At 64.6% G+C, this 25,852-nt stretch carries 27 protein-coding genes and 1 tRNA gene; 16 read left to right on the forward strand and 12 right to left on the reverse strand.

The window, feature by feature from the left end; genetic code table 11:
* The first annotated feature begins 89 nt into the window (after positions 1-89).
* Positions 90-872, forward strand: coding sequence for an ABC transporter ATP-binding protein (locus E3T41_RS04300; protein ID WP_104132807.1), 783 nt, complete (start codon positions 90-92; stop codon positions 870-872).
* 173 nt (positions 873-1,045) lie between these two features.
* Entirely contained in the window at positions 1,046-1,297 is a 252-nt protein-coding gene (locus E3T41_RS04305) for a type B 50S ribosomal protein L31 (protein ID WP_092448573.1), read from the forward strand.
* Positions 1,298-1,384: 87 nt separating this feature from the next.
* Here E3T41_RS04305 and E3T41_RS04310 read toward each other — a convergent pair whose 3' ends face one another.
* From E3T41_RS04310 to treS, 4 genes are all read right to left on the reverse strand, one after another.
* Positions 1,385-2,071: an exonuclease domain-containing protein gene (locus tag E3T41_RS04310; RefSeq protein WP_092448574.1), complete on the reverse strand. Its 687-nt coding sequence runs from the start codon at positions 2,069-2,071 to the stop codon at positions 1,385-1,387.
* A 225-nt stretch (positions 2,072-2,296) separates the two neighbouring features.
* Positions 2,297-3,010, reverse strand: a complete 714-nt coding sequence (locus tag E3T41_RS04315) for a GAF and ANTAR domain-containing protein (RefSeq protein WP_104132461.1) — start codon at positions 3,008-3,010, stop codon at positions 2,297-2,299.
* Between the two features lie 29 nt (positions 3,011-3,039).
* Entirely contained in the window at positions 3,040-3,720 is a 681-nt protein-coding gene (locus tag E3T41_RS04320) for a GAF and ANTAR domain-containing protein (protein ID WP_241991023.1), read from the reverse strand.
* A 143-nt stretch (positions 3,721-3,863) separates the two neighbouring features.
* A complete protein-coding gene (gene treS / locus E3T41_RS04325) occupies positions 3,864-5,561 on the reverse strand; it encodes a maltose alpha-D-glucosyltransferase (RefSeq protein WP_092448575.1) in 1,698 nt (565 codons plus the stop codon).
* 118 nt (positions 5,562-5,679) lie between these two features.
* Here treS and E3T41_RS04330 point away from each other — a divergent pair, with 118 nt between their 5' ends.
* From E3T41_RS04330 to E3T41_RS04340, 3 genes are all read left to right on the forward strand, one after another.
* A complete protein-coding gene (locus E3T41_RS04330) occupies positions 5,680-6,642 on the forward strand; it encodes an alpha/beta fold hydrolase (protein WP_241991024.1) in 963 nt (320 codons plus the stop codon).
* A complete protein-coding gene (locus tag E3T41_RS04335; RefSeq protein WP_092448577.1) occupies positions 6,639-7,709 on the forward strand; it encodes a glycosyltransferase family 1 protein in 1,071 nt (356 codons plus the stop codon). The genes E3T41_RS04330 and E3T41_RS04335 overlap by 4 nt, the downstream gene beginning before the upstream one ends.
* Positions 7,710-7,779: 70 nt before the next feature.
* Positions 7,780-9,171 carry an MFS transporter gene (locus E3T41_RS04340; protein ID WP_134477462.1) on the forward strand — a complete coding sequence of 464 codons (1,392 nt, stop codon included), beginning with the start codon at positions 7,780-7,782 and terminating at the stop codon, positions 9,169-9,171.
* A 182-nt stretch (positions 9,172-9,353) separates the two neighbouring features.
* Here the strand turns inward: E3T41_RS04340 and E3T41_RS04345 are convergent, their stop codons facing one another.
* The gene (locus E3T41_RS04345) at positions 9,354-9,956 is read right to left on the reverse strand and encodes a histidine phosphatase family protein (protein ID WP_166787592.1); all 603 of its coding nucleotides are present in this window, start codon (positions 9,954-9,956) and stop codon (positions 9,354-9,356) included.
* A 51-nt stretch (positions 9,957-10,007) separates the two neighbouring features.
* Positions 10,008-10,931 (reverse strand): NAD-dependent protein deacetylase, encoded by a 924-nt coding sequence (locus E3T41_RS04350; protein WP_134477464.1) that lies wholly within the window; start codon positions 10,929-10,931, stop codon positions 10,008-10,010.
* A 130-nt stretch (positions 10,932-11,061) separates the two neighbouring features.
* Between E3T41_RS04350 and E3T41_RS04355 the strand changes: the two genes are divergently transcribed.
* Both E3T41_RS04355 and E3T41_RS04360 read left to right on the forward strand, forming a co-directional pair.
* On the forward strand, positions 11,062-11,871 hold the full coding sequence (locus E3T41_RS04355; RefSeq protein WP_092448581.1) for an RNA methyltransferase: 810 nt from the start codon (positions 11,062-11,064) through the stop codon (positions 11,869-11,871).
* Between the two features lie 44 nt (positions 11,872-11,915).
* Positions 11,916-13,151: a D-alanyl-D-alanine carboxypeptidase family protein gene (locus tag E3T41_RS04360; protein WP_134477466.1), complete on the forward strand. Its 1,236-nt coding sequence runs from the start codon at positions 11,916-11,918 to the stop codon at positions 13,149-13,151.
* Between the two features lie 61 nt (positions 13,152-13,212).
* On the opposite strand, the gene E3T41_RS04365 is transcribed toward E3T41_RS04360, so the two are convergent.
* On the reverse strand, positions 13,213-14,001 hold the full coding sequence (locus tag E3T41_RS04365; protein ID WP_092448583.1) for an SGNH/GDSL hydrolase family protein: 789 nt from the start codon (positions 13,999-14,001) through the stop codon (positions 13,213-13,215).
* Between the two features lie 87 nt (positions 14,002-14,088).
* On the opposite strand from E3T41_RS04365, the gene E3T41_RS04370 reads away from it, so the two are divergent.
* Positions 14,089-15,906 carry a DEAD/DEAH box helicase gene (locus tag E3T41_RS04370; RefSeq protein ID WP_092448584.1) on the forward strand — a complete coding sequence of 606 codons (1,818 nt, stop codon included), beginning with the start codon at positions 14,089-14,091 and terminating at the stop codon, positions 15,904-15,906.
* Here E3T41_RS04370 and E3T41_RS04375 read toward each other — a convergent pair.
* On the reverse strand, positions 15,903-17,105 hold the full coding sequence (locus tag E3T41_RS04375) for a PLP-dependent aspartate aminotransferase family protein (protein WP_092448585.1): 1,203 nt from the start codon (positions 17,103-17,105) through the stop codon (positions 15,903-15,905). The two genes, E3T41_RS04370 and E3T41_RS04375, sit on opposite strands and share 4 nt — an antisense overlap.
* A gap of 106 nt (positions 17,106-17,211) precedes the next feature.
* Between E3T41_RS04375 and E3T41_RS04380 the strand changes: the two genes are divergently transcribed.
* Positions 17,212-17,691 (forward strand): Lrp/AsnC family transcriptional regulator, encoded by a 480-nt coding sequence (locus tag E3T41_RS04380; protein ID WP_092107921.1) that lies wholly within the window; start codon positions 17,212-17,214, stop codon positions 17,689-17,691.
* A gap of 71 nt (positions 17,692-17,762) precedes the next feature.
* On the opposite strand, the gene E3T41_RS04385 is transcribed toward E3T41_RS04380, so the two are convergent.
* Positions 17,763-17,966, reverse strand: coding sequence for a cold-shock protein (locus tag E3T41_RS04385; RefSeq protein ID WP_035840308.1), 204 nt, complete (start codon positions 17,964-17,966; stop codon positions 17,763-17,765).
* Between the two features lie 309 nt (positions 17,967-18,275).
* A complete protein-coding gene (locus tag E3T41_RS04390; protein ID WP_134477468.1) occupies positions 18,276-19,112 on the reverse strand; it encodes a DUF3097 domain-containing protein in 837 nt (278 codons plus the stop codon).
* Between the two features lie 59 nt (positions 19,113-19,171).
* On the opposite strand from E3T41_RS04390, the gene E3T41_RS04395 reads away from it, so the two are divergent.
* From E3T41_RS04395 to E3T41_RS04400, 3 genes are all read left to right on the forward strand, one after another.
* On the forward strand, positions 19,172-19,891 hold the full coding sequence (locus tag E3T41_RS04395; protein ID WP_134477470.1) for an SOS response-associated peptidase: 720 nt from the start codon (positions 19,172-19,174) through the stop codon (positions 19,889-19,891).
* Between the two features lie 91 nt (positions 19,892-19,982).
* The gene (locus E3T41_RS17780; RefSeq protein ID WP_166787591.1) at positions 19,983-20,147 is read left to right on the forward strand and encodes a hypothetical protein; all 165 of its coding nucleotides are present in this window, start codon (positions 19,983-19,985) and stop codon (positions 20,145-20,147) included.
* A 129-nt stretch (positions 20,148-20,276) separates the two neighbouring features.
* The gene (locus tag E3T41_RS04400) at positions 20,277-21,206 is read left to right on the forward strand and encodes a nuclease-related domain-containing protein (RefSeq protein WP_134477472.1); all 930 of its coding nucleotides are present in this window, start codon (positions 20,277-20,279) and stop codon (positions 21,204-21,206) included.
* Between the two features lie 3 nt (positions 21,207-21,209).
* On the opposite strand, the gene E3T41_RS04405 is transcribed toward E3T41_RS04400, so the two are convergent.
* Positions 21,210-22,088 (reverse strand): hypothetical protein, encoded by an 879-nt coding sequence (locus E3T41_RS04405; protein WP_092448589.1) that lies wholly within the window; start codon positions 22,086-22,088, stop codon positions 21,210-21,212.
* A gap of 83 nt (positions 22,089-22,171) precedes the next feature.
* On the opposite strand from E3T41_RS04405, the gene E3T41_RS04410 reads away from it, so the two are divergent.
* Genes E3T41_RS04410 through E3T41_RS04425 form a run of 4 tightly spaced genes read left to right on the forward strand, consistent with a single transcriptional unit; the run spans position 22,172 to position 25,650 of the window.
* On the forward strand, positions 22,172-22,579 hold the full coding sequence (locus tag E3T41_RS04410; RefSeq protein WP_092448590.1) for a hypothetical protein: 408 nt from the start codon (positions 22,172-22,174) through the stop codon (positions 22,577-22,579).
* A 51-nt stretch (positions 22,580-22,630) separates the two neighbouring features.
* Complete coding sequence (locus tag E3T41_RS04415) at positions 22,631-23,773, forward strand: DUF2092 domain-containing protein (protein WP_134477473.1); 1,143 nt, start codon at positions 22,631-22,633, stop codon at positions 23,771-23,773.
* A 37-nt stretch (positions 23,774-23,810) separates the two neighbouring features.
* Complete coding sequence (locus tag E3T41_RS04420) at positions 23,811-24,791, forward strand: ATP-binding cassette domain-containing protein (RefSeq protein ID WP_134477475.1); 981 nt, start codon at positions 23,811-23,813, stop codon at positions 24,789-24,791.
* Complete coding sequence (locus tag E3T41_RS04425) at positions 24,778-25,650, forward strand: ABC transporter permease (protein WP_134477477.1); 873 nt, start codon at positions 24,778-24,780, stop codon at positions 25,648-25,650. The genes E3T41_RS04420 and E3T41_RS04425 overlap by 14 nt, the downstream gene beginning before the upstream one ends.
* 110 nt (positions 25,651-25,760) lie before the next feature.
* On the opposite strand, the gene E3T41_RS04430 is transcribed toward E3T41_RS04425, so the two are convergent.
* Positions 25,761-25,845, reverse strand: a tRNA-Leu gene (locus tag E3T41_RS04430).
* Between the last annotated feature and the right edge of the window lie 7 nt (positions 25,846-25,852).

Raw genomic sequence — 25,852 nt, forward strand, 5'->3', positions numbered from 1 at the left:
TATCTGCTGCCTCGGCGCGTCCCACTGCGACGCGCCGAGGCATGTTCGCACGGTCTGTCGGCAAGCGCGGCGCCCGATAACATGGTTGTATGGTCAACGTTTTGCATTTCACCGACGTCTCCGTCGTCCGGGGTGGCACCGCCATCCTCGACTCAGTGAATTGGAGCGTCGACGACGACCAACGCTGGGTGATTCTCGGCCCCAACGGTGCCGGCAAGACCACCCTGTTGCAGATCGCCGCCGCCTTCATGCACCCGTCGACCGGGCAGGCCGAGGTGCTCGATGAGACCCTCGGTGGAACGGATGTCTTCGAGCTGCGGCCCCGTATCGGCTTCGCTTCGACCGCCATGGCGCGTAAGGTTCCCGGCAACGAAAAGGTCATCGACGTTGTCATGACGGCCGCGTACTCGGTGACCGGCCGCTGGAATGAAGAATATGAAACCATCGATGAACGCCGCGCCCAGCGCGTTCTGCAGGAATGGAACCTCGATCACCTCGCCGATCGCAAGTTCGGCACCCTCAGTGACGGCGAGCAGAAGCGGGTGCAAATCGCCCGCTCGGTCATGACCGATCCGGAGATGCTGCTGCTCGATGAGCCCGCCGCGAGCCTGGACCTCGGTGCCCGGGAATCCTTGCTGCAACTGCTGAGTGGTTTTGCCCGCGAGACGAACTCTCCGGCCATCATCATGGTGACCCATCACGTCGAAGAAATTCCTCTCGGATTCACGCACGTACTGCTGTTGTCGGAGGGCAAGATCGTCGCCGCCGGCCCGATCGTCACGGCGCTCACCGCCACGGCGCTCAGCGAGACCTTCGGTCTCAAGATTGAGCTCACCGAGACAGATGGACGCTACGCGGCACGAGCGATCTAGGGCGGTTGCTTTCGCCGCGCGCCCAGCGCTCCAAGGCCACGGTGTTCTGCTAAAGTTAATGGCTGGCCATTTGGCCAACCAGCTTGTCGCCTCCTGGGGCTGCGGGCCCAACATTCGAACAGCACTGTGACCAGTTACAAGTCTGTTCACCAGAAGTGCAAAAGGAAATTCTCATGAAGTCTGACATCCACCCCGAGTACGCTCCCGTGGTCTTTCGCGACCTCGCCTCCGGTGCGACCTTCCTGACTCGTTCGACGGTCTCCAGCAAGAAGACCATCGAGTGGGAAGACGGAACCACGTACCCGGTCATCGACGTGGAAATCTCCTCCGAGTCGCACCCGTTCTACACGGGCAAGCAGCGCATCATGGACTCCGCCGGACGCGTGGAGAAGTTCAACTCGCGCTACAAGGGTTTCGGCAAATAGCACCTGTTTTTTAGTTCCAATGAAAAAGCGACCAGCCTCGGCTGGTCGCTTTTTTATCTAGAGTTTGTTGCTCAGCGCTGGTCCTAGTTAGCGCTGGGGCCAGGCAGTATCGGCCAAAAATTCGGGATCGCGGCCGCGGCGCATGTATTCCTGAAAGCTTTCGGCCTGCTGGCGATACCAAGTGACCTGCAGGGCGTGCATCTCATCGAGGGTGGTCGGAAGGGCCACGCGGTGCGCGCGGTGAATCGCCTGGGCGACCCGGCCGGCGGCGATCGCATCCGCTCCGGCATCGTGCGCTTCATCGAGGCTGACACCGTAGAACGCGCTCGTCACCTCGAGGGTGCGCTTCCCCTTGCGGTACTTGTCGACGGCCTTGTCAATGACGAGGGGGTCGACCACCGGGCTGGGGGAGACGAGCGGGGCGATGCCATAGCGCACGGCTTCACGATTGAGCAGGGTGAGGTCGTACGGGGCGTTGTAGGCGACGATGGGCAGTCCGTCGGCCAGGTGCGCGCGAAGTGCCGCAACAATCTCGGCGACGGCTTCGGTGGCGACGCGACCGTGTTGCACGGCGTACTCGGTCGTGATGCCGTGCACGTTGGTGGCACCGGCGGGAATCTCAACGCCCGGATCGACGAGCCAGTCGATGCGCTCGATGGCGGTGCCGCTCGCGTCGAGGACTGCGACGGTGGCCGACACGATGCGGCAGGATTCTACGTCGATGCCGGTGGTCTCAAGGTCGAATACGGCGAGGTGATCGCTCCAGGTGCTCATACTTCAACCCTAGGGCCGACCACCGACACACTTCCGCGGCGCCACTCTCCGGCGAGAGAACTGGCCGCGAGCGCTGAGATCGACCTAGGAGTTGCGGGTGGCTCACGTCCGGCGTAGGCGGTCGGTACGCGAGGCACAATGCTGGACTTCGGCGCCGCAGTGTCTGTTGCCAGCAACCAACGCGGTTACGTCCCGGAGTGGGGTCGGCTATCGGCGGGGAATTCGTTAGAGCCGAATGCGACGGTTGATGACATTCTCGGCGCTCTCGCGCATGGTGTGGTTGCGGGCGCGGGCATCCGCTCGCAATCTCTTGAAGGCTTCGTCCATGTCGACGGTGCTGAGCTGGGCGATGACCCCCTTCGCCTGTTCAATCACGATGCGGCTGTTGAGGGCACGTTGCAGCTGTTCGTTGACCACGGCGTCTTCGCGCACGGTGCGTTCCTGCAGAATGCTGATCGTTGCAACGTCAGCCATGGCCTGGCCGATAGCAGCGTCTTCGGGTGTGACATCGCCGGTCTCGGTACGGAACAGATTGAGAGCGCCGATCGCCCGGTTACGTACCCGCATGGGAATGGCGTGCACCGAGCGGAAACCCTGGGACAGCGCGGCCGCCTTGAAAACGGGGTAGGTATCGCCGGAAGCGGCGATATCGCCCATGGTGACGACCTTGCCGGTGAGGTAACAGTCAACGCACGGCCCGGCCCCGGCCTGCTGTTGCAAAACTTCGACGAGATAACTTTCCTCGCTGGTTGAGGCGACGACCTGCAGCTCGCCGCTCGGATCGGCCAGCAGGAGGCCGGCAGCTGAGGCGTCGAGCAACTCAACGCATTCCTCGACGAGGGTGTGCAGCACGTCGAGAACGTCATATTCGCCCACCAGAGTGTCCGTCAACTTCACGAAGGCGGCGCTCACCATCGAGGCGCGAGTCTGAGTGACCATGGGTTAATTCTATGACCTTTCCTGTTTTTTTACTCGGTTTCCGGCGTGAACTGCAACCGCCGCGCAACCACGTCACCGGCGATTGTGCGCACGGTCTTGCCGTGCGCAAACGCGTGCCCGCGCAGGAGTAGCAGCGCATCCATCGGCGTGACATTCATCTGCACGAGCACCATACCGGTGGCCTGATGAATTTCCCGCCTCGACAGGGGAGAAGCCTCCGTAATCGTCGCTGACGCGGTGGATTCCTTGACCCGAAGCAGCCGATCCAACAGGTTCCAGGCGGTTTGGTTGGCCAGGACCAGTGCTTTCGCCCGGTCGGTGCGATCCAGCGCTCCGGAGGTGGTGCTGTAGAGCTCGACGATGCCCACATCGAGCGCGCCGAGGGTGAGTGGAAAAACGTAGAGCGCCTCCACCTCGGTGTCCAAAAGCGCCGAGAAAAAGACCGGCCAGAGTGGATGCTCACCCTCGCGCACGCGAGGTTCGAGCACGGGGATGCGCGTGCGCACCGCCTCCCACAGGGGGCCTTCGCCCAAATCGAACTGAAGCTCATCGAGGCGAGCGGCCAGCTCATCGGTGGCGCAGACGACCGTTTCGGGAACGGCCCCGCCAAACACCGAAACCGCAGCACCGGTGACCGGCAACGCGTCGAGAAATTTGGCGCACAGCGCCACGTCCTCGACGCCACAATCTGAGCTGGACAGTTCAGGCACGATCGACTAGCCCCCAGACCTAGGACGACAGCTTGCTGGTCTTAAGGATACGTGCCATCGGTTGCGGCAACAAAGACAGCGGATGAGCTTTTGCCGAGCTCGCAGCATCGGTTTATCTGCCGCAGCATTCGTTTAATATCGTGTCAACCGCAGTGCAGCCAGTAGAAGCTTTGCGCACCCAGGGTGAGCGTGAGCGATCCCTCGTCGTTGAAGCTCGGAAAGACTGCTCCACCGAACAGGTCGTACAACCGCGTTCCGGCCATGTCGACGTCGTCGATCGTGAACGCGACCGGGTTGTGCGAGAAACTGAACACGCACAGCACGGTTTCGGGCTGGTCGCCGAACATCGAGCCGGAGCCGGCGTAGCTGCGGGTGAACACCAACACCGATTCGTGGTTGGTGTTGAGCACGCGGATCGTGCCGAGTCCGAAGGTCTGGTGTGCCTTGCGCACGTGGATCACATTGCGAATCCAGTGCAGGAGCGACCCGGACTGGGCCAGCTGCGACTCCACGTTGGTCTGGGTGAAGTTGTAGACGAGGGACTGCACAATGGGCAGAAATAGCTTGCCCGGATCGGCATCCGAAAAACCGGCATTGCGGTCGGGGGTCCACTGCATGGGCGTGCGTGAACTGTCCCGGTCGGGCAGCCAGATGTTGTCGCCCATGCCGATCTCATCGCCGTAGTAAAGAAAGGGGCTGCCGGGCAGGGCAAACAGCAGGGCGTGGGCCAGTTCCAGCTCGGCCCGTGAATTGTCGAGCAGCGGGGCGAGCCGTCTGCGGATGCCGATATTGGCGCGCATCCGCGGGTCGTAGGCGTACCAGCCGTACATAGCCTGCCGGTATTCCTCGCTGACCATTTCGAGGGTGAGCTCGTCATGGTTGCGCAGGAATACGCCCCAGCCGGCGCCCTCGGGGATGTCGGTCGTTTCGGAGAGCACGCGCACCAGCTCGTTGGCCTGCTGGGAGCGTAAAGAGTAGAAAATGCGTGGCATGACCGGAAAGTCGAACGCCATGTGGCATTCCGGTTCTTCCTCGGTGCCGAAGAAGGCGGCGACCTCGCGGGGCCATTGGTTGGCCTCGGCGATCATGACTCGGCCAGGATAGTCGCGGTCGACCATGGCCCGCAGACGCTTGACGAACTCGTGAGTCGGCGGCTCGCCCTCACCGTTGCCCTCTTCGGACTCGAACAGGTAGGGGATCGCGTCGAGTCGAAAGCCGTCGACGCCGAGGTCGAGCCAGAAGCGGATGACGTCGAAGATCGCCTCCTGCACGGCCGGGTTTTCAAAGTTGAGGTCGGGCTGGTGCGAGAAGAAGCGGTGAAAAAAGAACTGCCGACGTACCGGGTCGAATGCCCAGTTCGATTCCTCGGTGTCGGTGAAGATGATGCGAATGTTGGGATACCGCTCGTCGGTGTCACTCCAGACATAGAAGTCGCCGTAGGGCCCGTCCGGGTCTTCACGGGACTGCTGAAACCATTCGTGCTGGTCCGAGGTGTGGTTGAGCGGAAAATCGATCACGATGCGCATGTTACGTTCGTGCGCCTTGGTGACGAGATCCTTGAATTCCTCGAGGGTACCGAACTCCGGCAAAATCGTGCGGTAGTCGGCCACGTCGTAACCGCCGTCTTTCAGCGGAGAGTTGAAGAACGGCGGAATCCACAGGGCGTCGATTCCGAGCCATTGCAGGTAGTCGAGCTTCGATACCAGCCCGGAGAGATCGCCGGATCCATCGGCGTTGCTGTCCACGAAGGAGCGAACCATCACCTCGTAGAAGACGGCGCGGCGATACCACAGCGGGTCGAGGGCCAATCCGGGTAACTGAATGGGTGCAGTGAAACTCACGGCTGTCCTTCCGTCCCCGCAAAGGGCTCTCTCTCGTTGCGCGTCGTGGCTTGAGTCTAGATCGAGCGATCTGGTTCAAGTCCAGCTTTGCGGAAGTCTCCCGCCTAAACTAGGGCCGGTGATCGTTTCTTCTCCCTACGACAAAGTCCTGGCTGGCCTGACGGTGCGCGAACTCACGGCAAGCGTTCTCGGCGCCAACGGGCGAAGCAGCGCCACCCAGTACTGGGAATACGGCGACCCCGCTGCCACGACCACTCTGGTTCTCGTGCACGGGTTTCGCGGCGATCACCACGGACTGCAACTGGTCGTGGCCGAGCTGCTCGGTGCCGGTGAATTGCCCAGGGCCGTCGAAACGGATGCCGCAGCTCCCGCCCTGCGCATCATCGCACCGGACCTGCCCGGATTTGGCCGGTCGGAGCCGCTCCCCGACGGGGACCATTCCCTGGCCGGATACTCCCGTTGGCTGCGCGAATTTCTGAAGGTACTGGCCCGCACGGGGCGTCTGGTCGTGCTCGGGCATTCCTTCGGATCGATCGTGGTCGCCGCGGCCGTCGCTGAGGGTCTGGCCGCCGACGACGTCGTTCTGGTCAACCCGATCGCCGCCCCGGCATTGTCCGGACCGCGTGGAATTCTGACCCGACTGGCCGTCTTCTACTACTGGGCCTCAGCCTCCTTTCCGGAGCGGTGGGGCTACGCCCTGCTGCAGAACCGGGCTATTGTGCGCGTCATGAGCGTGAGCATGGCGAAGACGCAGGACCCGGCGTTGCGGCGCTGGATCCACAACCAGCATGATCGATACTTCAGCGCCTTCGCAAATCGTCAGGTGGTCATGGCCGCGTTCACCGCTTCGGTCAGCCACGACGTGAGCGAATTTGCGGCACGCATTCCGCAACCGACGCTGCTGATCGCGGCCGACCGCGACGACATCACGCCGCTCGCCGCGCAATATCGGCTGCAGAGCTTGTTCCCGAACGCGACCTTGCGCGTCGTCGACAACGTGGGTCACCTCATCCACTACGAAACGCCGAAACCGGCGGCCACCTACATTCGTGAATTTCTTGCCGAGGAGCGACCGGAGTGAGAATCGTGGTCGACTGCCGCTACGTCCGGTTGGATCAACACGACGGCATCAGCCGATACACCGCTGGTTTGGTGACCGAACTCGGCCGGCTGCATCCGCTCATCATGCTGATCAGCGACCATCGGCAACTGGCGATGCTGCCGGCCTTGCCGTGGCAGCTTGTGCGGGCACCGACCAGTCTGCTCGAACCGCTGATCGCGCTGTCGGTCAACCGGTTGAAGCCCGACGTGGTGTTCAGTCCGATGCAGACCATGGGCTCGTGGGGCCGCAAGTATCGGCTGTTTCTCACCGTGCACGACCTCATTTATTACCGCAACCGCACACCACCGCGTGACCTGCCTGCATTTATCCGTCTGCTCTGGCGGGCGTACCACCTCTCCTGGTGGCCACAGCGGATGCTGCTCAACGGCGCCGACGGCGTCGTGACTGTGTCCGAGACCACCCGGACGCTGATCACAGAGCACCAGCTCACCAGGCGACCGGTCACGGTGGTGGCCAACGCCGCCGATCCCGTTCTGGGGGCGATGCGTCATCGCAGCATTCCGGAGACCACCCGGCTCGTCTACATGGGCTCGTTCATGCCGTACAAGAACCTCGACACCCTGGTTCTGGCCATGGCCGACCTGCCGGAATACGAGCTGCATCTGCTCAGCCGGGTGTCCGCAGCCGAACGTTCCCGGCTGAGCCGCCGTGCCCCGCAGGCGCGCCTGGTCTTTCACGATGGGGTCAGCGATGCCGATTATCACCGGCTGTTGCGCTCGGCCACCGCACTGGTGACCGCCTCGTTCGATGAGGGCTTTGGAATTCCGCTGGTCGAGGCGATGAGCCTCGGCATCCCCGTTGTGGTCAGCGACATTCCCATTTTTCGGGAGATCGGCGGGGTCGCCGCCCTGTATTTCGACCCTCGCAGCGCGAATTCCATTGCTACGGCTGTTCGGCGCCTCGCCGAGCCGGGGGAGTGGGCGGCCAGATCGGCCCAGTCAGTCGATCAGGCGGCGCGGTTCACCTGGGCCGCTTCGGCCCGAACCCTGCTCGAGGTATTGGAAGGTACCGAGCCCCCGGCATAGCCGTTCGCGGTCCGTGACCTAATGCCGTGAATCGACCGAGAGTCGCCTGCGAATTCGCTATTCTCAAACGATGACACGATTCGGCCGGCGCCGCCCCAGCACGGAAAGCGGGTCGGGTCTCTCTCTGCTGTGGCCCCGCGGCATCCACCCGGCCTGGATCATCGCCGCCGTGGCCTTTCTTGCGCTCGTCGGTGCGGCCGGATTCCGTGCGGCCCCTGGAGTGCTCATGGTGCCGATCGAGGAGGAATTCTCCTGGTCGCGGGGGGAACTCGCGGCAGCCGTTGGGGTGAACCTGCTGTTGTTCGGTCTGACCGCGCCGTTCGCCGCTGCCCTGATGCAGCGATTCGGCATTCGCGGAGTGACGACGGGTGCGCTCTTCATCGTCGCAGCGGGAAGTGCGCTCAGTACCTTCGCCACGTCACCGTGGCACCTCATGCTCACCTGGGGGGTACTGATCGGCACCGGAACGGGGTCGATGGCGCTCGTGTTCGCGGCCGTCATCAGCCAAACCTGGTTCGTGAAGCGGCGCGGCTTGATCGCCGGGGTGCTCACGGCCGGAAGCGCCACCGGCCAGCTCATCTTTCTCCCCTTCATCGCGCAGCTCGCCGTCACGACCGGTTGGCGAAGCGCGTCGCTTCTGATCGCACTCGGCGCGATCCTGGTGGTGCCGATCGTGCTCATCTGGATGCGCAACTCTCCGGCCGACCTCGGCACCACGCCCTACGGCACGCCGGAACTGCCCGAACGGGCCGACGGAGCTGCAGGACCGGCGGCATCCGCTCTGTCGAACGTTGTCGCGACGCCGAAACGAAATCCGGCGGTCGAAGCCCTCAGCGCCCTGAAATTTGCCAGCCGGCATCGCACATTTTGGGCTCTCGCCGCCGGATTCGCCATTTGCGGGGCGACGACGAATGGCCTGATCGGCACGCATTTCATCCCCTCGGCGCACGACCACGGCATGCCGGAGACCACCGCAGCTGGATTGCTGGCCGTGGTCGGAATCTTCGACATTGTCGGAACGATCGCCTCCGGCTGGCTGACCGACCGGTACAACCCGAGAATTCTGCTCGCCGGATACTGCGCCTTTCGGGGCCTGTCGTTGCTCGCACTACCATTTCTGCTGTCGGCAACCGTGCACCCCAGCATGGTGATCTTCATCGTCATCTATGGTCTGGACTGGGTCGCCACCGTTCCGCCGACGATCGCGCTCTGTCGGGAGCTGTTCGGCGATCGCGGTCCCCTCGTCTTCGGCTGGGTGTTCGCCGCGCACCAGATCGGCGCTGGAATCGCGTCGGTCGCCGCCGGGATCGTGCGCGAGGAAACCGGGCACTACACGGTCGCCTGGATCGGCGCCGCTGGCCTCTGCATCATCGCCGCGGTGGTCAGCGTGAGCATTCGCCGCGGAACCCCGACCGGCGATGCCGTTCCAGCGGCCAGGGTCAACGCCGACAAATTTGAGTAGCAGCGAAGGTCACGCGTGCAGGGCTTGTGGCCACGGGTGAGGTGCCAACTCTGGCCCCATGGTGCTCGCCGCTGGCGAAAACGAAGGGGCGAAAAGTGGCACCTTGCTCCGCTGAGGCATTCCACTGAACACGAGGTGCCAATTTCAGCGCCCTAAAGGCGCCCGCAGATCAGCTGGAGGCGTCACAGCACCGGCGACGAGCCGCGGTCGCCCGGCTCGCGCATCGACGCATCGAAGTGGGTCAGCAGCAGCTGATCGTCCGCCCAGGCGAAATCGTGCACGGACCCATTGGCGATGTACTCGCCGTGCCGAGGGCGGTCGCCGTCCGTGAGGTGACGCAGCAGCGTTCCGATGATGCCGCCGTGACTCAACACGAGAACGGATTGGCCAGCATGCCCGGCGGCAAGTGCTGATAGCGCAGCGAGCACCCGGTCAATGACGTCGCGGCGGGTCTCGAGTCCGGGAACAGCCACACCGTCAGGAAAACGGTACTGACGCTCGGCGAAGGTGAGGCCCTCGATGGCGCCGTGGTGACGTTCGGTCAGGGCGGGAACCACCTCGGGTTCCTCCAACCCGAGCTCCGCGGCAATAATTCTGGCCGATTCCGCAGCGCGCATCAGAGGGCTGGTCACGATGGCATCCCACTGCCTGCTCTGCAGACGCTCAGCGGCGGAGACGGCTTCGGCGCGCCCGGTGGCGTTGAGGGGAATGTCGGTGCGGCCCTGGATCCGCTGGTTCAAATTCCAGTCGGTCTGGCCATGACGCACAATGGCGAACCTGGTCACGAGTGATTGCCCCGATTCACCGGTGATTCCCCGGGCCGCGCACAAGCGCGGTCAGCCCAGCAGCCGGTCGGCCAGTGCGGCGAGGGTTTCACTGGTTCCGGCCTCGAGCTTGTGCAGGGCTCGCCCGTCGCCCTTGGTCACCCCACGGTTAATTACGATGATCGGCAGTTTGCGGCGCCTGGCCTGCTCGACCAGACGGATGCCCGAATTCACCGCGAGCGACGACCCGGCAACGATCAGGGCATCCGCAGCCTGAATCAAAGCGGCTGCCTCCAGAAACGTTTCCGTCGGCACGAGTTCACCGAAAAAGACCACCCGGGGCTTGAGCATGCCGCCACAGACCGTGCAGGCCGGCACCACGAAGTCGTCGATGTTGCCGACGTCGGCATCGCCGTCGGGAGCGATTCGGATGCTGTCCGAATCACGCAGAACCGGGTTGTCGGCCTCCAGCCGGGCAGCGATGCTATCCCGGCCGAATGCCTGCCCGCAGTCCAGGCAGATGACCCGGTCGAGGGACCCGTGCAGTTCGACGACATGGCGCGATCCGGCCCGAGTATGCAGTCCGTCGACGTTTTGGGTGATGACCCCGGCAATGGCGCCGGCGCTTTCCAACTGCACGAGAGAACGGTGTCCGAGGTTGGGTTCGGCCCGTCGAAAAACGCTCCAGCCCAGGTGACTGCCGGCCCAATAGCGTTTGCGGGATCGTTCGTCGGCGACAAAGGTCTGAAAGGTCATCGGCGTGCGCTTCGGCGCGCCTTCCCCGCGATAATCGGGAATTCCCGAATCGGTGCTGAGGCCGGCACCGGTGAGCACGGCGGCGCGCTTGCTGCGCAGGAGCGTGGCGACGGCATCCACTGCCCGCTCGGAATCGAGGGCGACCGTCGAGGTGAGCGCGGCGGCGGCGTCGGGGGCGTCGGTGGGCTCGAGCGCGTCCACCAGGACCGTGTCGCTGGGCACGACCGGGTCGGCAGTCATCGGCGTTCCTTTCGGGCAGAGACGGGCAGCAAAAGATGTTGGTCCCTTGATTCTAAACTCGTCTGTTTTCCCGTTTGACTACCCACCTGTCAGGCTTGAGCTCAATACCCCTTCTGAAAGGCACTTTTCCGTGCAGATCACCCGCATTACCGACCTGTCCAGCCCGGGTCTCGCCGACTATTCGCGTTTGACCGACGTGGCACTGCGACGAGTGCTGGAGCCGGCCGGCGGCCTCTATATCGCCGAGTCACCCAAGGTCATTGCTCGTGCTCTTCGGGCCGGCCATCGCCCGCGCTCCCTACTTATTCAGGAACAGTGGATGCCCGACGCCGAGCGATTGCTCGCCGATTGGCCCGACGTTCCTGTTTATGTCGGCGAGGCGAGCGTGCTGGAACAGCTGACCGGCTACAACCTGCATCGCGGTGCCCTCGCCGCGATGCACCGGCCGGTGCTCGAGCCGGTCGAGGCGCTTCTCACCCATGCCCGCCGCATCGTGATCCTCGAAGACATCGTCGACCACACCAACGTCGGGGCCATCTTTCGCTCCGTGGCCGGGCTTGGCGCCGATGCCGTGCTGATCACCCCGCGCTGCGCCGACCCGCTCTACCGGCGCAGCGTGCGCGTGAGCATGGGCACGGTGTTGCAGGTGCCGTGGACCCGCCTCCCGGAATGGAGCGTGGCCACCCCGCTGCTGCACGCCGCCGGTTTTCACCTCGCCGCGCTGGCGCTGGCCGACAATGCGGTCTCCCTCGACGTGTTTGCCGAGGCGCCGCCCGAGCGGCTCGCGATCATCCTCGGTGCCGAAGGCGACGGGCTCAGCCAGCACGCGCTCGAAGCCGCCGACACGGTCGTGACCATTCCGATGCTGCACGGCGTCGACTCGCTCAACGTCGCCTCCGCGAGCGCGGTCGCGCTGTACGCGCTGCGCACGCGTGCGTGAGCGCGCCGACCCGCTGAGCGCGACGAAGAAGTTAGGCTGAGCGGATGTCTCCCTCCCGGCGTGTCACCCTCCGACGGCGTCGACTCGCCGTCGCCAGCGTTCTGCTCGTGGTGCTGGGCGGCGTTGGCTATGTCGGCGCCACCACCCTGGCTCCCGTTCCGGAGAGCGCTGCCACGATCGTGCAGCCGGCGGCGCTGACCCAACCAGCCGCCGCTCTGGTCTGGCCGACCTTCGGTGAAAGCGCGATCGGCGCGGTCGGTTTTCCCGGCGTTCTGGCCTCGAGCGGCGAACAGGGCACGGTGCCGATTGCGAGCATCACCAAGATGGTCACCGCCCTCGTCATCCTCGATGCTAAACCGCTGGGCGCGGGGGAGGACGGCCCCGCGATCACTTTCACCGACGCCGACGTCGATATCTACTACGAGGTGATCGCCGAAAATGGGTCGGTTGCGCCCGTGGTCGCCGGAATGGAACTGACCCAGCGGCAGGCTTTCGAAGCGATGCTGCTGCCCTCGGCCAACAACTATGCGGCGTCTCTCGCGGTGTGGGCGTTCGGCTCGACCGACGGCTACCTGGCGGCAGCGAAAACCTGGCTGGCCGACAACTCACTCAGCCAGACCAGCGTCGCCGACACGAGCGGCATCTCGTCGTCGAGCGTGAGCACTCCGGCCGACCTCGTTGAGATCGGCAAGCTCGTCGTCGGTCACCCGGCGCTGGCCGAAATCGTCGCCCTGCCCTCGGCGGTGCTGCCGGTCATCGGCACCATCACCAACACCAACAAGCTGCTCGGTCGCGACGGCGTCGACGGCATCAAGACCGGTACAACGGACATCGCCGGCGCCTGCCTGCTCTTTTCCACCGATTTCACCGTCGGCGACAACACGGTCACGCTCGTAGGCGTGGTGCTGGGTGGTGACACCCACTCCGAACTCAATTCGGCGATCGCCGCGCTGATCCAGAGTGTGCAGCCCGGGTTCCACGACGTCGTCCTGGCCGAGGCTGGCACCGTGTACGGCAGCTATAGGACCCAGTGGGGTGACGTGAGCGATATCGTCGCCGCGCGGGCGGCATCCGCTTTGGTCTGGTCAGACTCACCTATTTCGGGTTCCGCGACGGCGACCGATTTGCAGCTGGGCCGGGCCGGCGACGACGTCGGCGAGTTGTCGTTCACGATCGGCACGGGATCTCCGGTGACGGTGCCGCTTGAACTGCAGGACAGCGTCACTGATCCCGGTCCGGCCTGGCGCATGGGCCACCCGGGCGAACTCGCCGCCGGCTGACCCGCCCGGCTGCCCACCCGCCCGGCCATGACCAGCTCCGTCTAGTGGACCGAAATGCGGGTCAGACGCGGGGGAGCGTGGAGGGGCCGGCTTTGGGACGTTTGGGCAGTACGTGATCGCCGGAGGACTGGTGGCGCACCCGGCGCAGCACCCACGGCACGAGGTACTCCCGCGCCCAGGCAAAATCTTCGGTGCGGGCCTGCCGCCAGGTGGTTCCGGGCATGGGCTCCGGCTCGCTCGGCTCGAGCGAGTTCTTCACATTGAGGGTCTGCAACACCATGCGCGCCACGGTGTGGTGCCCGAGGGCATTGAGATGCAGCCGGTCGGGCGCCCACATGCGCGGATCCTGAATTTCGGTGAGCTGCCACATGTCGGCCACGATGCAGTCGTACTTCGTGGCAATGGCCCGGATGTTCTCGTTGTAGATCGCGACCTTGCCGCGAATGCTACGAAACACGGGAGAGAATCCCACGTCGGCTCCGGTGAACAGCACGACCGTCGCGCCGTCCCGGGAGAGCCCGGAAACCACCTCATCGCAGCGGGCCGCGATGAAATCCGGGTCAGTTCCGGGGCGAATGACGTCGTTGCCGCCGGCCGAAATCGTGATCAGGTCCGGGCGCAGGGCCAGCGCTGGCTCGATCTGTTCGTCGGCGATCTGCCGGATGAGTTTGCCGCGCACGGCCAGGTTGGCATAGGCGAAATCATCGGTCCCTTCGCTCAGTACCTCGGCGACCCGGTCGGCCCAGCCCCGGTGCCCACCAGGGCTCTGCTCTTCCGGGTCACCGATGCCCTCGGTGAACGAATCGCCGAGCGCGACGTAGCGCGACCATGGATGCTGTTGCTTCGTCATCAAACCATTGTGTCTGAACCCTGAGCCATTGGTGCAAACGGTGCCGTCGGCGACGAACGTCGGTGGTCTTTGGTAGATTTGTGAGAAGTGAATACTCCATCGGTTTTCGGTCCCGCGCAGGGAACGAGTGCAGCCGAACACCTGTCGCCGTCCTTCCCCGAACGCGCGGCCTGGGGTACCGCCGGCAAGCTGCGCGCCTGGCAGGCCGAGGCGCTCGAGGCCTACTTCGTGCACGAGCCACGCGACTTTCTCGCCGCGGCAACGCCGGGAGCGGGAAAGACCACGTTTGCCCTGCGCCTGGCCGCTGAACTCCGCTCCCGGCGCACAATCGACCGCATCACCGTTGTCGCGCCGACCGAGCATCTCAAAAACCAGTGGGCGGATGCTGCGGCGCGCGCCGGCATCCGTCTCGATCCCATGTTCAAGAACGCCGACCGCAGTTACGGCAGCCACTATCACGGCGTCGTCGTCACCTATGCCCAGGTGGCTGCCCGAGCCGCCCTGCACAAGCAGCTCACCGAGTCCAGCCGCACCCTGGTCATCCTCGACGAGATTCACCACGGGGGAGATGCCCTCAGCTGGGGCGACGCGATTCGTGAGGCCTTCGGCCCGGCCACCCGGCGCCTCTCACTCACCGGCACCCCGTTTCGCTCGGACACCTCGCCGATCCCGTTCGTCAGCTATCTGCCCGACAAACACGGCATCCGTATGTCGCAAAGCGACTATGCCTATGGCTACGGCCGAGCCCTCGCCGACGGTGTTGTGCGCCCGGTGATGTTCATGGTCTACGCCGGGCACATGAAGTGGCGTACCCGGGCCGGCGACGAGATGGAAGCCAAGCTCGGCGAGGGCAACGCAAAGGACATCACCAGCCAGGCCTGGCGCACCGCGCTCGAGCCCAGCGGGCAGTGGATTCCCTCGGTGCTGCGCGCCGCGAACTCCCGACTGACCGAGGTGCGGCGCGGCATTCCGGATGCCGGTGGCCTCGTCATTGCCACGGACCAGACCACCGCACGCGCCTACGCCGTCATCCTCGAAGACATCTGCGGTGAACCGGTCACCATTGTGCTCTCCGACGAGAAGGAAGCCAGCGACCGGATCGATGAGTTCTCCAAGAACACCCGTCGGTGGATGGTCGCCGTGCGCATGGTGTCGGAGGGCGTCGACGTGCCGCGGCTTGCCGTCGGTGTCTATGCGACCAGCGCGGCCACACCGCTGTACTTCGCCCAGGCGATCGGCCGGTTCGTGCGCGCGCGCCGACGCGGCGAAACGGCATCCATTTTTCTGCCCAACGTGCCCGGGCTGCTCAGCCTCGCCAACGCGCTCGAGCTGGAACGCGATCACGCCCTCGATCGCAGCAATCGTGACGACGGCGACGACGGCATGTACAACCCCGAAGATGCCTTGGTCGCCGCGGCGAACAAGGAAGACAAGGCGTCAGACGACCTGGGCCTGGACGACTTCACCTGGCAGGCCCTCGACTCGCAGGCCACTTTCGACATGGTCATGTTCGACGGCGACGAATTCGGTGAGCTTGCCGAACCGGGCACCGACGAGGAATTCGACTTCATCGGCATCCCCGGCCTGCTCGAACCGGAACAGGTGTCGGAGCTGCTGCGTCAACGCCAGTCACGGCAGTCCAAACGTTCAACCGACAAGCGCAAGGATCCGGTGACGGGGGAGATCGCCCCGCTCGAGCCACCGCCCCTGTACCGAACCCTGAAGGAACAGCGCACCCTGCTGTCGAGCCTCGTGGGCATGTGGTCCAAGCTCGCCAATGAACCGCACGGCATGATCCACGCGGAGATGCGTCGGATCTGCGGCGGGCCCGCCGTCGCCCAGGCCAGCGTGACCCAGCTGCAGATGCGGATCGATCTGCTGCGCCGCCGCCTCGGTCGCAGCTAGGCCGTCGCGACTGCTCCCACCGGCACGCGGGCGACCAGCAGGGCTGTGAGGATGTCGTCCATCAGATCGTCGACGTGCTCGAGCCCGATCGACAGCCGCACGATGCCGGCCCCCGGTCGTGCATCAGCCGCCACCGGTCGGTGGGTGAGCGAGGCCGGATGCTGCACGAGCGAATCAACCCCGCCGAGTGACACCGCGTGGGTGATCAGTCGCAGCGCCTCGGTGAAGCGCACAGCGGCGGCAAAGGAGCCGAGATCGAGCGCGATCAGGGACCCGGCCCCGGCGCTCTGCCTGCCGATCAGCCCGTGCGGGTCCTGGCCCGGCAGCCCGGGGTAGAGCACCCGGGTCAGCGCCGGATGGGCGCTGAGCCGGTCAGCAATCTCGCCAGCACTCGTCTGTTGGGCGCGCACCCGAATCGGCAGGGTGCGCAGCCCGCGATGCAGCAGGTATGCGTTGAACGGCTGCAGCAGGCCGCCGGTCAGCGCGCGTACCTGTCGCAGCCGCACCATCCACTCGGCCGGCCCGGACACCGTGCCGCCCATAGCATCGCCGTGACCGCCGAGAAACTTGGTCGCACTGTGCAGCACGAGCGTGGCGCCCGACTCGACCGGGCGCTGCAACACGGGCGTCGCAAAGGTGTTGTCCACCAGTACGGGAACCGAACCGGCAGCATCCGCCACCGCCCGGATGTCGGTCAACTCAAGCGTCGGGTTGGCCGGTGACTCCAGAATGACCAGACCGGTATCTGAGCGGATGGCCGCACCAACGCCGGCCAGGTCGGTCCAGGTGACCGTCGTGCCGAGCAGCCCGTTCGCGAGAACATGATCGGTACCGCCATACAGGGGACGCAGCGCCACAATGTGCGGTTTGTCGGCCGTCACGGTGGCAATAAGGGTTGCGGTCAGGGCCGCCATTCCGGTGGCGAAGGCAACGGTGCCGGCGGTTCGTTCCAGGGCCGACAGTGCGTTCTCGAACCGGGCGACGCCTGGCTGCCACAGTCGCTGGTAGACGGCGGAATCGCCGGGTTCCGGCGTGCCGCCGGTGGCGAGGTTTTCGTAAGAATCCCCGCCAGACTCCACTCCGCGCAGCGGATTGGTGGTGGACAGATCGATGCCCGGAACGTGCGTTCCGGCCTCGGTAAGACCGTCCATTCCGGCGTGCACGGCAACGGTTTCGATATGTGACAGCGGTGGCAACATGAGCCAACAGAAACAGGTTCTGCCCTTGAACGCAAGTGACTATGCAGACCCTTGCAAATAACAAACCCGAATCGCATAAGCTTGCTAGGAATAAGGGAGTCTGCTGATGGAATCAAAGAAGCCGGAACTTGACCGGGTCGACCGTGCACTGCTGCGCGCCCTGTCGGTCAATGCTCGGGCCTCCGGTGCGGCCCTGGCCAGCGAGATCGGAGTGGCCGAGTCCACAGTATCGCTGCGACTGCGTCGGTTGCAGCAGCTCGGCCATATCCGTGGCTACCGGGCCAATATCGACCTGGCTGCGCTCGGCGCCAGCCTGCAGGCGCTTATCTCGGTGCGGCTGGCCAAACATGCCCGGGTGCAGATCGATGACTTTCGGAATGCCGCCCCGCACTGGCCCGGTGTGATCGGGCTCTTCCACACGGCCGGTGCCGACGACTACCTGCTGCACGTGGCTGCAGCGGATGCCTCGCACCTGCGCGACTTTGTGCTGGAACATCTCGCGGAGCATCCGGCCGTCGCCCACACCGAGACCAACCTGATCTTCGAGTATGTCGACGGTGATGGGTGGCAGGACTTGGTGAAGTAGTCCGGTCAGCCACGAGGATTAAAACAAGAACGCCCCCCGCCTGAGCGGGAGGCGTTCTTCGCAAGCTCTATTTAGAGGGCGCGGATGTTCTCGGCCTGAGGACCCTTGGGGCCCTGGGTTACCTCGAACTCGACCTTCTGGTTCTCATCGAGGGACTTGTAGCCATTCGACGCGATCGCGGAGTAGTGCGCGAAAACATCGGCGCTTCCGTCGTCGGGTGCGATAAAGCCGAAGCCCTTTTCAGCGTTGAACCATTTCACGGTACCTGTTGCCATTTGTAAAACTCCTCCAGGAGTGTTAGACCGGCCCCGACTGTCGGGACCGTTCGTCGCGGTATTCGTCGTCCGCTTCCGAAAGGAATGTGGCGCACTAACTGTGATCCAGATGAATCACGATCAATGCGTTTAAGACGTGCAAGCACTACAACTTCGAGTCCAACACTAGCCCACAAGTCTGGATGGTTTCGGAATTCAGCGCCTTTTTTACCGGAAAGCGTGTCGTTTGCTGCGGAAAAGGGGTGAACTCCGGGTCCACCACTGGGAATGACCGCGAATGCGAAATTACCGAAAACGACGACAAAACCGTCATTCCGCTGTCACAAAGTCGATCAGGTGTTCCACCCGGCCGAGAAGTTGCGGCTCCAGATCGGCAAAAGTGCGCACCTGGCCGAGGATACGCTGCCAGGCCCTGGCAATATCAGCCTGCTCTTCGTGCGGCCAGCCGAGTGTCGCGCAGATTCCGTGCTTCCACTCGATGTTTCGGGGTATCTCGGGCCAGGCGGCGAGGCCGACGCGAGCCGGTTTCACCGACTGCCACACGTCGACAAACGGATGCCCTACCACCAGCACGTTCGCCGCAAACGGCCCGCGCGCCACAGCCTCCGCAATGCGACTCTCCTTCGACCCCGGCACGAGGTGGTCGACGAGCACTCCGACGCGGCGCCCGGCACCCGGTCGGAACGCGCGCAGAATCTCGTCCAGGTTGTCTACGCCCTCGATGTACTCGACGACGACGCCCTCGATACGCAGGTCGGCACCCCAGACCTTCTCCACGAGTTCGGCGTCGTGCCGGCCCTCAACGAAGATCCGGCTGGCGCGCGCGACGCGCGCGGGGGCATCCGGAACCGCCGTTGAGCCCGAGGCGGTGCGCACTCGGCCGTGGCCTGCCGCCATGGTCGGAGCTATCAGTGTGACCGGTTTACCGTCGATAAGAAACCCCGAGCCGAGCGGAAACAGGCGGAGCTTGCCGTGGCGGTCTTCCAGAGTGACGATCTTCTTCTCGACCCGAATGACGGCCCCGCAGAAACCGGTCGCGACCTCTTCCACCACGAGGTCCCTGGTCGCTTCCTGGGTCGGAATAATGATGCGACCGGCCTCGCGCCAGCCGGGGGAGAGCACGTCTGCGCTGTATCGATCGTCCATTGCATCGACGCTAGCTGATGCTCACCAATACGTTAGGTAGGCAACGGTATTCTGGAGACATGTGTGGTCGATTCATCATTACCGATACGGCGCCCGATCTGGCTGCCATGTTCGACGTCGAGCATGAGGGAGAGAACCTGCCGGAACCCTCGTGGAATATTCGGCCAACGGAGCAGATCCCCATCGTGCTCGAGTCGGCGCGCACCGATCCGGCCGTGCGCCGGCTGGAATCGGCGCGCTGGTCCCTGATTCCGGCCTTCGCCACCGAGCCCACCTCGAAGTTCCCGACCTTCAATGCGCGAGCCGAGACCGCCGCCGAGAAACCGACCTTCAAAACGTCGGTGCGTTCCCGGCGTGCGCTCGTGCCGGCCACCGGCTATTACGAGTGGCACACCGACGGAACTACGAAGAAGCCGTACTTCATCCACTCGGACGACGGCCTTCCGCTCGCCTTCGCCGGCCTGTACGCCTGGTGGAAGAATCCGGCGGCCGCCGACGACGACCCAGCGCGGTGGGTGCTGTCCGCCACAATCCTGACAACGGATGCTCTGGGCCCTCTCACGCAGATTCACGACCGCACCCCGGTTCCCCTGCCCGAGGAGTGGTGGGACCAGTGGCTGGATTCGGCCACGGACGGCGACCAGACGCTCGTCGATGCTGCCGTCGCCGCATCCTATGAGGTTGTGGAAACACTGAACTTCTACGCGGTAGCGCCGGTCGTCGGCAATGGACCCGAACTGATCGAGCCGCTCGACGCGATCGTCGGCGATTCCCTGTAATTCCGATCGGCCCCAGCCGGTACGCTCGAATAAGTACGTTCAAACCAGTTGCTGGGCGAAAACACCGGGCACTGCCGTGAAAGGGTTTCCCATGCACATTGTCGCCTTTATCGCCGCGTTCGCGATCTTCGTCCTCGGCCTCTGGCTGTTCGGTCTGGCGTTCTCCGTCACGTCGCTGATGGGACTGACCTTCGTAGCCGGAATTCTATGCGTGTCTCTCTCTATGGCGATCCCGTTCCACTTGTTGCGCGACTAGCAGCCACGCTGAACCCTCGCTGCTGTGAGACCGGCGCCCTCGGCGGGATGTCAGATTCCCGCGATACGGTAAATTCTCTCATCGTCTCTGAGACGATCTGCTCGCACCCGCAGAAAGGTACCGTTCAGGATGCATGACAGCCCGGCCGCATCCACCCCCTACGAGGTGCTCGGCGTGAGCCCGACGGCGACCAACGACGAGTTGCGCCGTGCCTACCGGCTCCTCCTGCGCAAAACTCACCCCGACGTCGGAGGCAGCGCGACCCGGTTTCATGCCGTTCAGCTGGCGTGGGAACGCATCGGTACTCCCGATCACCGGGCGGCCTACGATCGCCGTCGCTTCGGTGACACCGATCCAGAAGCGGATGCCTACGCCGCTCCCGCCGCCCGTGGCCCGGCCACGAAATCCAGCCTGAAAACCCGCATGCACGGTCACCCCGGCGGCCAGGCACGCCTGAGATACCTGGATCTCGTGCGCGAATGGGCCGGCCGCGGTACCGTCATCGACGATCCGTACGCGCCAGCCCTGATCCGCAGCGCCCCACGTCTCGTGCGGCACTGCCTCGCCAAGGCCCTCGCCGAGGAGGCCACCGCCCAACTCGTGGCCAACCTCGGCATCGGATTCACCGCCTGGCACGACATCGACACCGGCCCGCAGACCGACAAACTCGACCACATCATCCTCGGCCCGGCCGGCCTGTTCGGCATCCTCTCCGAAGACTGGGGCGGCCCGGTGCAGCTGCGCCGCGGCGAACTGGTCGGTGACGATCTCGACCCCGACGACCGCCCGATCCATCAGTTCGAAGACGCCGCCAAATCGATTACGCGTGCCCTCAAGGTGCGTTTCACCGCCCTCATTATCGTGCTGCCCGACGGCGCACTCGACGAAGCGGTGTCCCTGCCGAAGCGCGGCCGCCGCCCGATGATCATCGGCATTCCGCGGTCACGACTGGTCGGCGTGCTGCGTGAAGGACTGATCGGCATGGAACGGGGCAGCTTCGAGAAGGTCTTCGAGCTGCGCAGCACGCTGCAGAATGGCATCCGCTTCGTTAATGCGTGACGATCAGGCGGGTAGCGCCAACTTGTCGACCCAGTAACGCAGAAAAGTTGCCCCGGCTTCATCGTGAATCTGATCACCGATGACGATGACCGGATACGGCCGGTCGAGAATTCCATCGGCCGGGCGCACGTCGACGTGCGACACGTCGTAGCCGGCCTCGTGCAGGTGGTCGGCCATGCGGTAGTCGCTGCGCGAATCACCCACCGACCGCCACAACCGGGGAAGCGGACCGCTCTCGGCAAAGAAAGCGAGTGCCCGCTTGGCCGCATGGTTCTTGTCCAGGGTGACCGATTCGATATCGGTCGAGATGATGGTGGCGTCCAGCCGAAACGGAATCTGCCCCGAGGCATCGGCGCTTTCGCGATCCTCGAATCGAACGCCGAGCCCGTGCCCGACCATAATGGCGAAAGCGGCGTCATTGAACTCGGATTGGCGAGCCTGAAAGGCCGCCCGGCTGACATCGGTGCGCTGCTCAACCGAGATCATCGCCTGCTTGGTCTCGTCGAAGAACATCTCGGCGGCGAATGAGTCGGCGACCAGTTGGCGCACTTCGTCGGTGACGGCCAGCGGTAGGGCGACGGCCCGATCAACCACGACTGTGCCCATGCCGTCTGACCCGATCGGAAACCAAACAGCACCCTTTTCACACACCCCGTACATGCGAAAATTCTCGGGCAGACCCGCGGCCACGAGCGGCGCGACGACCTGCTCGCGAATGAAATCGGCAGACCGCCCCGTAATGAAGGCGATCGGCACGTGCGCCCCGGCCAGGGTGATCAGGTCGGTCACAATGCTCGGCGTACTGATCGTGCGGGTGATCGGGCTCGCAATCGGCCCGTCCACGTCCAAGAGCAGCCCCAGCGGGGACGGAGTGTTTGACATTGGGTCATTCTCCCATAGTGACGGGCGCCTGCTGCGAACGGATGCTCCGCGCGGCCCCTAAAAAGCGCCTATCGTAGTTTGAGATGATTACGCGACGAGAAGTAGCACTGCGCCTGGATATCCCCCTGGAAATGGCCACCCGCCACGGTATTCCGTCGCGCCTAAGCGAAGCTCAGCTGGCCAGGCTGGAGGCCGAACCGCCGGCCTGGTTGCTGCAGTCGCGCGCGAATCGCACCGGAAAGAAGCCGGTCTGGGTGCAGCTCACCTGCACCATCTGTGGCTACACCGAGGCCGTGCGGCCCAAGAAGTGGTGGCCGACCTTCACCTACATCACCTGCTCGAACCACCGGGCGGATGAACTGCCCGATCCGGCCGACGGCCTCGGACGCACCGAGTGCGACGGCATCGGCAGTCAATTCATCGGCATCACCGATGAGGCACCGAGCCGGAGCGAACCGACCCGCGATAGCAGCGAGTCCGGGGACCTGTAAATACGCTGACCCCACCGGTTGAGTGCGGCGTACGGGGCGTACGATCGCGGTATGAAGCTCGTGTCTCGAAATTCTCTCCGCTGGCTCCCGGCGTTCGTCGTTCCGGCAGTCGTTGTCGCTGCCGTCATTGCTGTGCCGCTCCAGGCCGGTGCCACCGTCGATCTGCCGGACAAGACACCGGAGCAGGTTCTCCTTCTGGTGAACGACAGCACGGTGTCCGCTTTCTCGGGAACCGTTGAACAATCAGCGGACCTGGGCCTTCCGTCACTAGACCTCAGCGCGGGCATGAGCGAATCCATGACGGGAGCCCTGCCCGAAGGCAACGACAGCGTTATTCCTTTGGGAGTGACCACGGCCCTCGAATTGCTGAGCGGCTCGCACGAATTTCGAGTGTATGTCGGCGGCGAAAGCCAGTCCCGGGTGCAGATCAAAGACCGCATGGCCGAACGTGATGTTGTGCACAACGGCGGAGACATCTGGCTGTATGACTCCAACACGAACGCGGCGACCCACCTGAGCCTCGACCTCGAAGCCACCGCCCAGGCGAAGTCCGCCGAACTGCAGTCACAGCTGCCCACCGACCTCGCGACGCCAGCACAGCTCGCCGAGCGCTTCCTCGGCGAGCTCGACCCGAGCACGACGGTCTCGGTCGGCACCGATGCCCGAGTCGCGGGGCGCAGCGTGTACGAGTTGGTCCTCACGCCAAAAACGACCGAAACGCTCGTCGCATCCGTTTCTATCGCCGTTGACTCCGAAACCGGGCTGCCGCTTCAGGTGACCGTGCTGGCCCAGGGGCAGAGCTCGCCGGCATTCCAGGTCGGCTTCACCGCCATCGACTTCGCGGCCCCGAACGCCGACCTGTTCGCCTTCACGCCCCCGGCCACGGCCACCGTGACGGAACAGGCCATGCCGGCTCCGACGGAAGGCGCTACCGGCGACCAGCCGGGCGATCACAGCTCGGCAGCGGGTCAGGTTCCCGTCATGACGGGTACCGGCTGGTCCACCATCGTCGAGGTGCCAGCAGCGGCCGTGCCGGCCGAGCTGAGCGCCAACCCCCTGCTTGACCAGCTGACCACGGCCGTCGACGGTGGCCGTGCCGTGACCACCTCCCTCGTCACGGTGTTCCTGAGCAACGACGGGCGGGTGTTCGCCGGCGCGGTTCCGCTCGCCGCGCTGCAGGCCGCCGCGGAGTGACAACGGTGTCCGGGACCGGCATCCTGCGCACGGCACGATGACCGGCACCGTGACAACCGCAAGCCAGGGTCACGGCCTGGCGATCGAGACCCGGGGGCTCACCAAAAAATTCGGCTCGCAAACGGCGGTGAACGGCATCGACCTCATGGTGCCGCGCGGCTCGGTCTTCGGCTTTCTCGGGCCCAATGGATCGGGCAAAACGACGAGCATCCGCATGCTCCTCGGACTCACCCAGGCGACGAGCGGCACCATCAGCGTGCTCGGTCAGTCCATGCCCGCCCGACTGCGCGAGGTGCTGCCCCGCGTCGGCGCCCTCGTTGAAGGTCCGGCCTTTTACCCGTTTCTGTCCGGTGCGGCAAACCTGCGGCGCCTCGATACCGCCGATCGGTTCGCCCCACGCGGTACCCGTCGGGCCCGAGTTCAGGGTGCTCTCGAACGGGTCGGTCTCTCCCACGCTGCCGATAAGAAGGTGCACGCCTATTCACTGGGCATGAAACAAAGGCTCGGCATCGCCAACGCCCTCATCCTCCCACGCGAGCTGCTGGTGCTCGATGAGCCCACCAACGGCCTCGACCCGCAGGGCATGCGTGAAGTGCGCAGCCTCGTGCGCTCGCTGGCCGCCGAGGGCACGACCGTGTTCGTGTCCAGCCATCTGCTCGCCGAAGTCGAGCAGATGTGCACGCACGCCGCCGTGATGAGTGCGGGCAGCCTCGTCGCGCAGGGCACCCTGGCCCAGCTGCGGCAGGTGGGCGAATCACGGGTCCACCTGCGCACACCGGACGCCGCCGGCGCCCTCCGGGTGCTCACCCACCTCGGGCTCGGGCCAGCACACGCCACGAGCGATGCCGCCGACGCGGTCGTCGTTGCGCCGCTCGGAGACACCAACTGGCAGCCGGAGGCCATCGTGACGGCTCTCGTGGCCGGTGGCGTGCGCATCCGTGGTTTCGCCATCGTGGAACCCAGCCTGGAAGAACGTTTCGTCGCACTGACCGGGGAGGGTTTTGATGTCGTCCAGTGAAATCCTGCCGCAGACGCCGGAGCGCGTTCTGTCAGCCCGCGCGGGAGGCTGGGATCTGCTCGGCTCGGAGATCTCCGTGCTGTTTCGTCGTCGTCGTACCTGGGCCATGCTCATCGCGGTGGCGCTCATCCCGATTTTGCTAGCCGTGGCCGTGCGTCTGTCCTCGTCGACGCTGGAACCGGGGGAGGGGCCGCCGTTCCTCGACCGGGTCACCCAGAACGGCCTGTTCGTCGGCTTCACCGCCATGGTGGTCGCCATTCCCCTGTTTCTGCCACTAACCATCGGAGTCGTCGCCGGAGACACCATCGCAGGGGAGGCTGGCCTTGGCACCCTGCGCTACCTCCTGGTGGCCCCAGCCGGCCGCGTACGGCTGCTATTGGTCAAATACGCCGGCGCTGCCCTGTTCTGCCTCGTCGCGACGCTGACGCTGACCGTGTCCGGCGCACTCATCGGTGCGGCACTGTTCCCGGTCGGGCCAGTGACGCTGCTCTCCGGCGACACCATCAGCGTGCCTGAATCGCTGTTGCGGTCGCTGCTGGTGGCCGCGTACGTCACGGTGTCGCTGCTCGGACTGTCCATGATCGGACTGTTCATTTCCACCCTCACCGATGTGCCCGTCGGAGCCATGGCGGCAACAATCGTGGTCTCGGTGATCGCGCAGATACTCGACGTCGTCCCGCAGCTCGACTGGCTGCACCCGTGGCTGTTCAGCCACTACTGGCTCGGCTTCGCCGATCTGCTTCGGCAACCGCTCGACCTGGGTTCGTTCGGCCAGAACGCGATCGTGCAGTTTTGCTACGTGGCCGTTTTCGGGGCTTTGGCCTATAGCCGATTCGTGACCAGGGACATCCTGTCCTGACCGACTCCCGTCACTGCTATGAATCTTAACGAGACAAGGCCGGATCCAGGGGATCCGGCCTTGTGAACTGTCTCAACCAGTCCTCGTAGATTTCTTGAAAGAAATCTCCGTGTCCGAGATGGGAATTGAACCCACACGCCCTTAACGGGCACTGGCACCTCAAGCCAGCGCGTCTACCAATTCCGCCACCCGGACTGGGTGA

Source organism: Cryobacterium sp. Hh38, from assembly GCF_004403235.1.
Taxonomy (GTDB): Bacteria; Actinomycetota; Actinomycetes; order Actinomycetales; family Microbacteriaceae; genus Cryobacterium; species Cryobacterium levicorallinum.

Coding starts and splice junctions, on each gene's coding strand:
- E3T41_RS04300 (WP_104132807.1), top strand. CDS start 90: ATGGTCAACGTTTTGCATTTCACCGACGTCTCCGTCGTCCGGGGTGGC.
- E3T41_RS04305 (WP_092448573.1), top strand. CDS start 1,046: ATGAAGTCTGACATCCACCCCGAGTACGCTCCCGTGGTCTTTCGCGAC.
- E3T41_RS04310 (WP_092448574.1), bottom strand. CDS start 2,071: ATGAGCACCTGGAGCGATCACCTCGCCGTATTCGACCTTGAGACCACC.
- E3T41_RS04315 (WP_104132461.1), bottom strand. CDS start 3,010: ATGGTCACTCAGACTCGCGCCTCGATGGTGAGCGCCGCCTTCGTGAAG.
- E3T41_RS04340 (WP_134477462.1), top strand. CDS start 7,780: ATGACACGATTCGGCCGGCGCCGCCCCAGCACGGAAAGCGGGTCGGGT.
- E3T41_RS04350 (WP_134477464.1), bottom strand. CDS start 10,931: ATGACTGCCGACCCGGTCGTGCCCAGCGACACGGTCCTGGTGGACGCG.
- E3T41_RS04360 (WP_134477466.1), top strand. CDS start 11,916: ATGTCTCCCTCCCGGCGTGTCACCCTCCGACGGCGTCGACTCGCCGTC.
- E3T41_RS04365 (WP_092448583.1), bottom strand. CDS start 14,001: ATGACGAAGCAACAGCATCCATGGTCGCGCTACGTCGCGCTCGGCGAT.
- E3T41_RS04375 (WP_092448585.1), bottom strand. CDS start 17,105: ATGTTGCCACCGCTGTCACATATCGAAACCGTTGCCGTGCACGCCGGA.
- E3T41_RS04380 (WP_092107921.1), top strand. CDS start 17,212: ATGGAATCAAAGAAGCCGGAACTTGACCGGGTCGACCGTGCACTGCTG.
- E3T41_RS04385 (WP_035840308.1), bottom strand. CDS start 17,966: ATGGCAACAGGTACCGTGAAATGGTTCAACGCTGAAAAGGGCTTCGGC.
- E3T41_RS04390 (WP_134477468.1), bottom strand. CDS start 19,112: ATGGACGATCGATACAGCGCAGACGTGCTCTCCCCCGGCTGGCGCGAG.
- E3T41_RS04395 (WP_134477470.1), top strand. CDS start 19,172: ATGTGTGGTCGATTCATCATTACCGATACGGCGCCCGATCTGGCTGCC.
- E3T41_RS17780 (WP_166787591.1), top strand. CDS start 19,983: ATGCACATTGTCGCCTTTATCGCCGCGTTCGCGATCTTCGTCCTCGGC.
- E3T41_RS04400 (WP_134477472.1), top strand. CDS start 20,277: ATGCATGACAGCCCGGCCGCATCCACCCCCTACGAGGTGCTCGGCGTG.
- E3T41_RS04405 (WP_092448589.1), bottom strand. CDS start 22,088: ATGTCAAACACTCCGTCCCCGCTGGGGCTGCTCTTGGACGTGGACGGG.
- E3T41_RS04410 (WP_092448590.1), top strand. CDS start 22,172: ATGATTACGCGACGAGAAGTAGCACTGCGCCTGGATATCCCCCTGGAA.
- E3T41_RS04415 (WP_134477473.1), top strand. CDS start 22,631: ATGAAGCTCGTGTCTCGAAATTCTCTCCGCTGGCTCCCGGCGTTCGTC.
- E3T41_RS04420 (WP_134477475.1), top strand. CDS start 23,811: ATGACCGGCACCGTGACAACCGCAAGCCAGGGTCACGGCCTGGCGATC.
- E3T41_RS04425 (WP_134477477.1), top strand. CDS start 24,778: ATGTCGTCCAGTGAAATCCTGCCGCAGACGCCGGAGCGCGTTCTGTCA.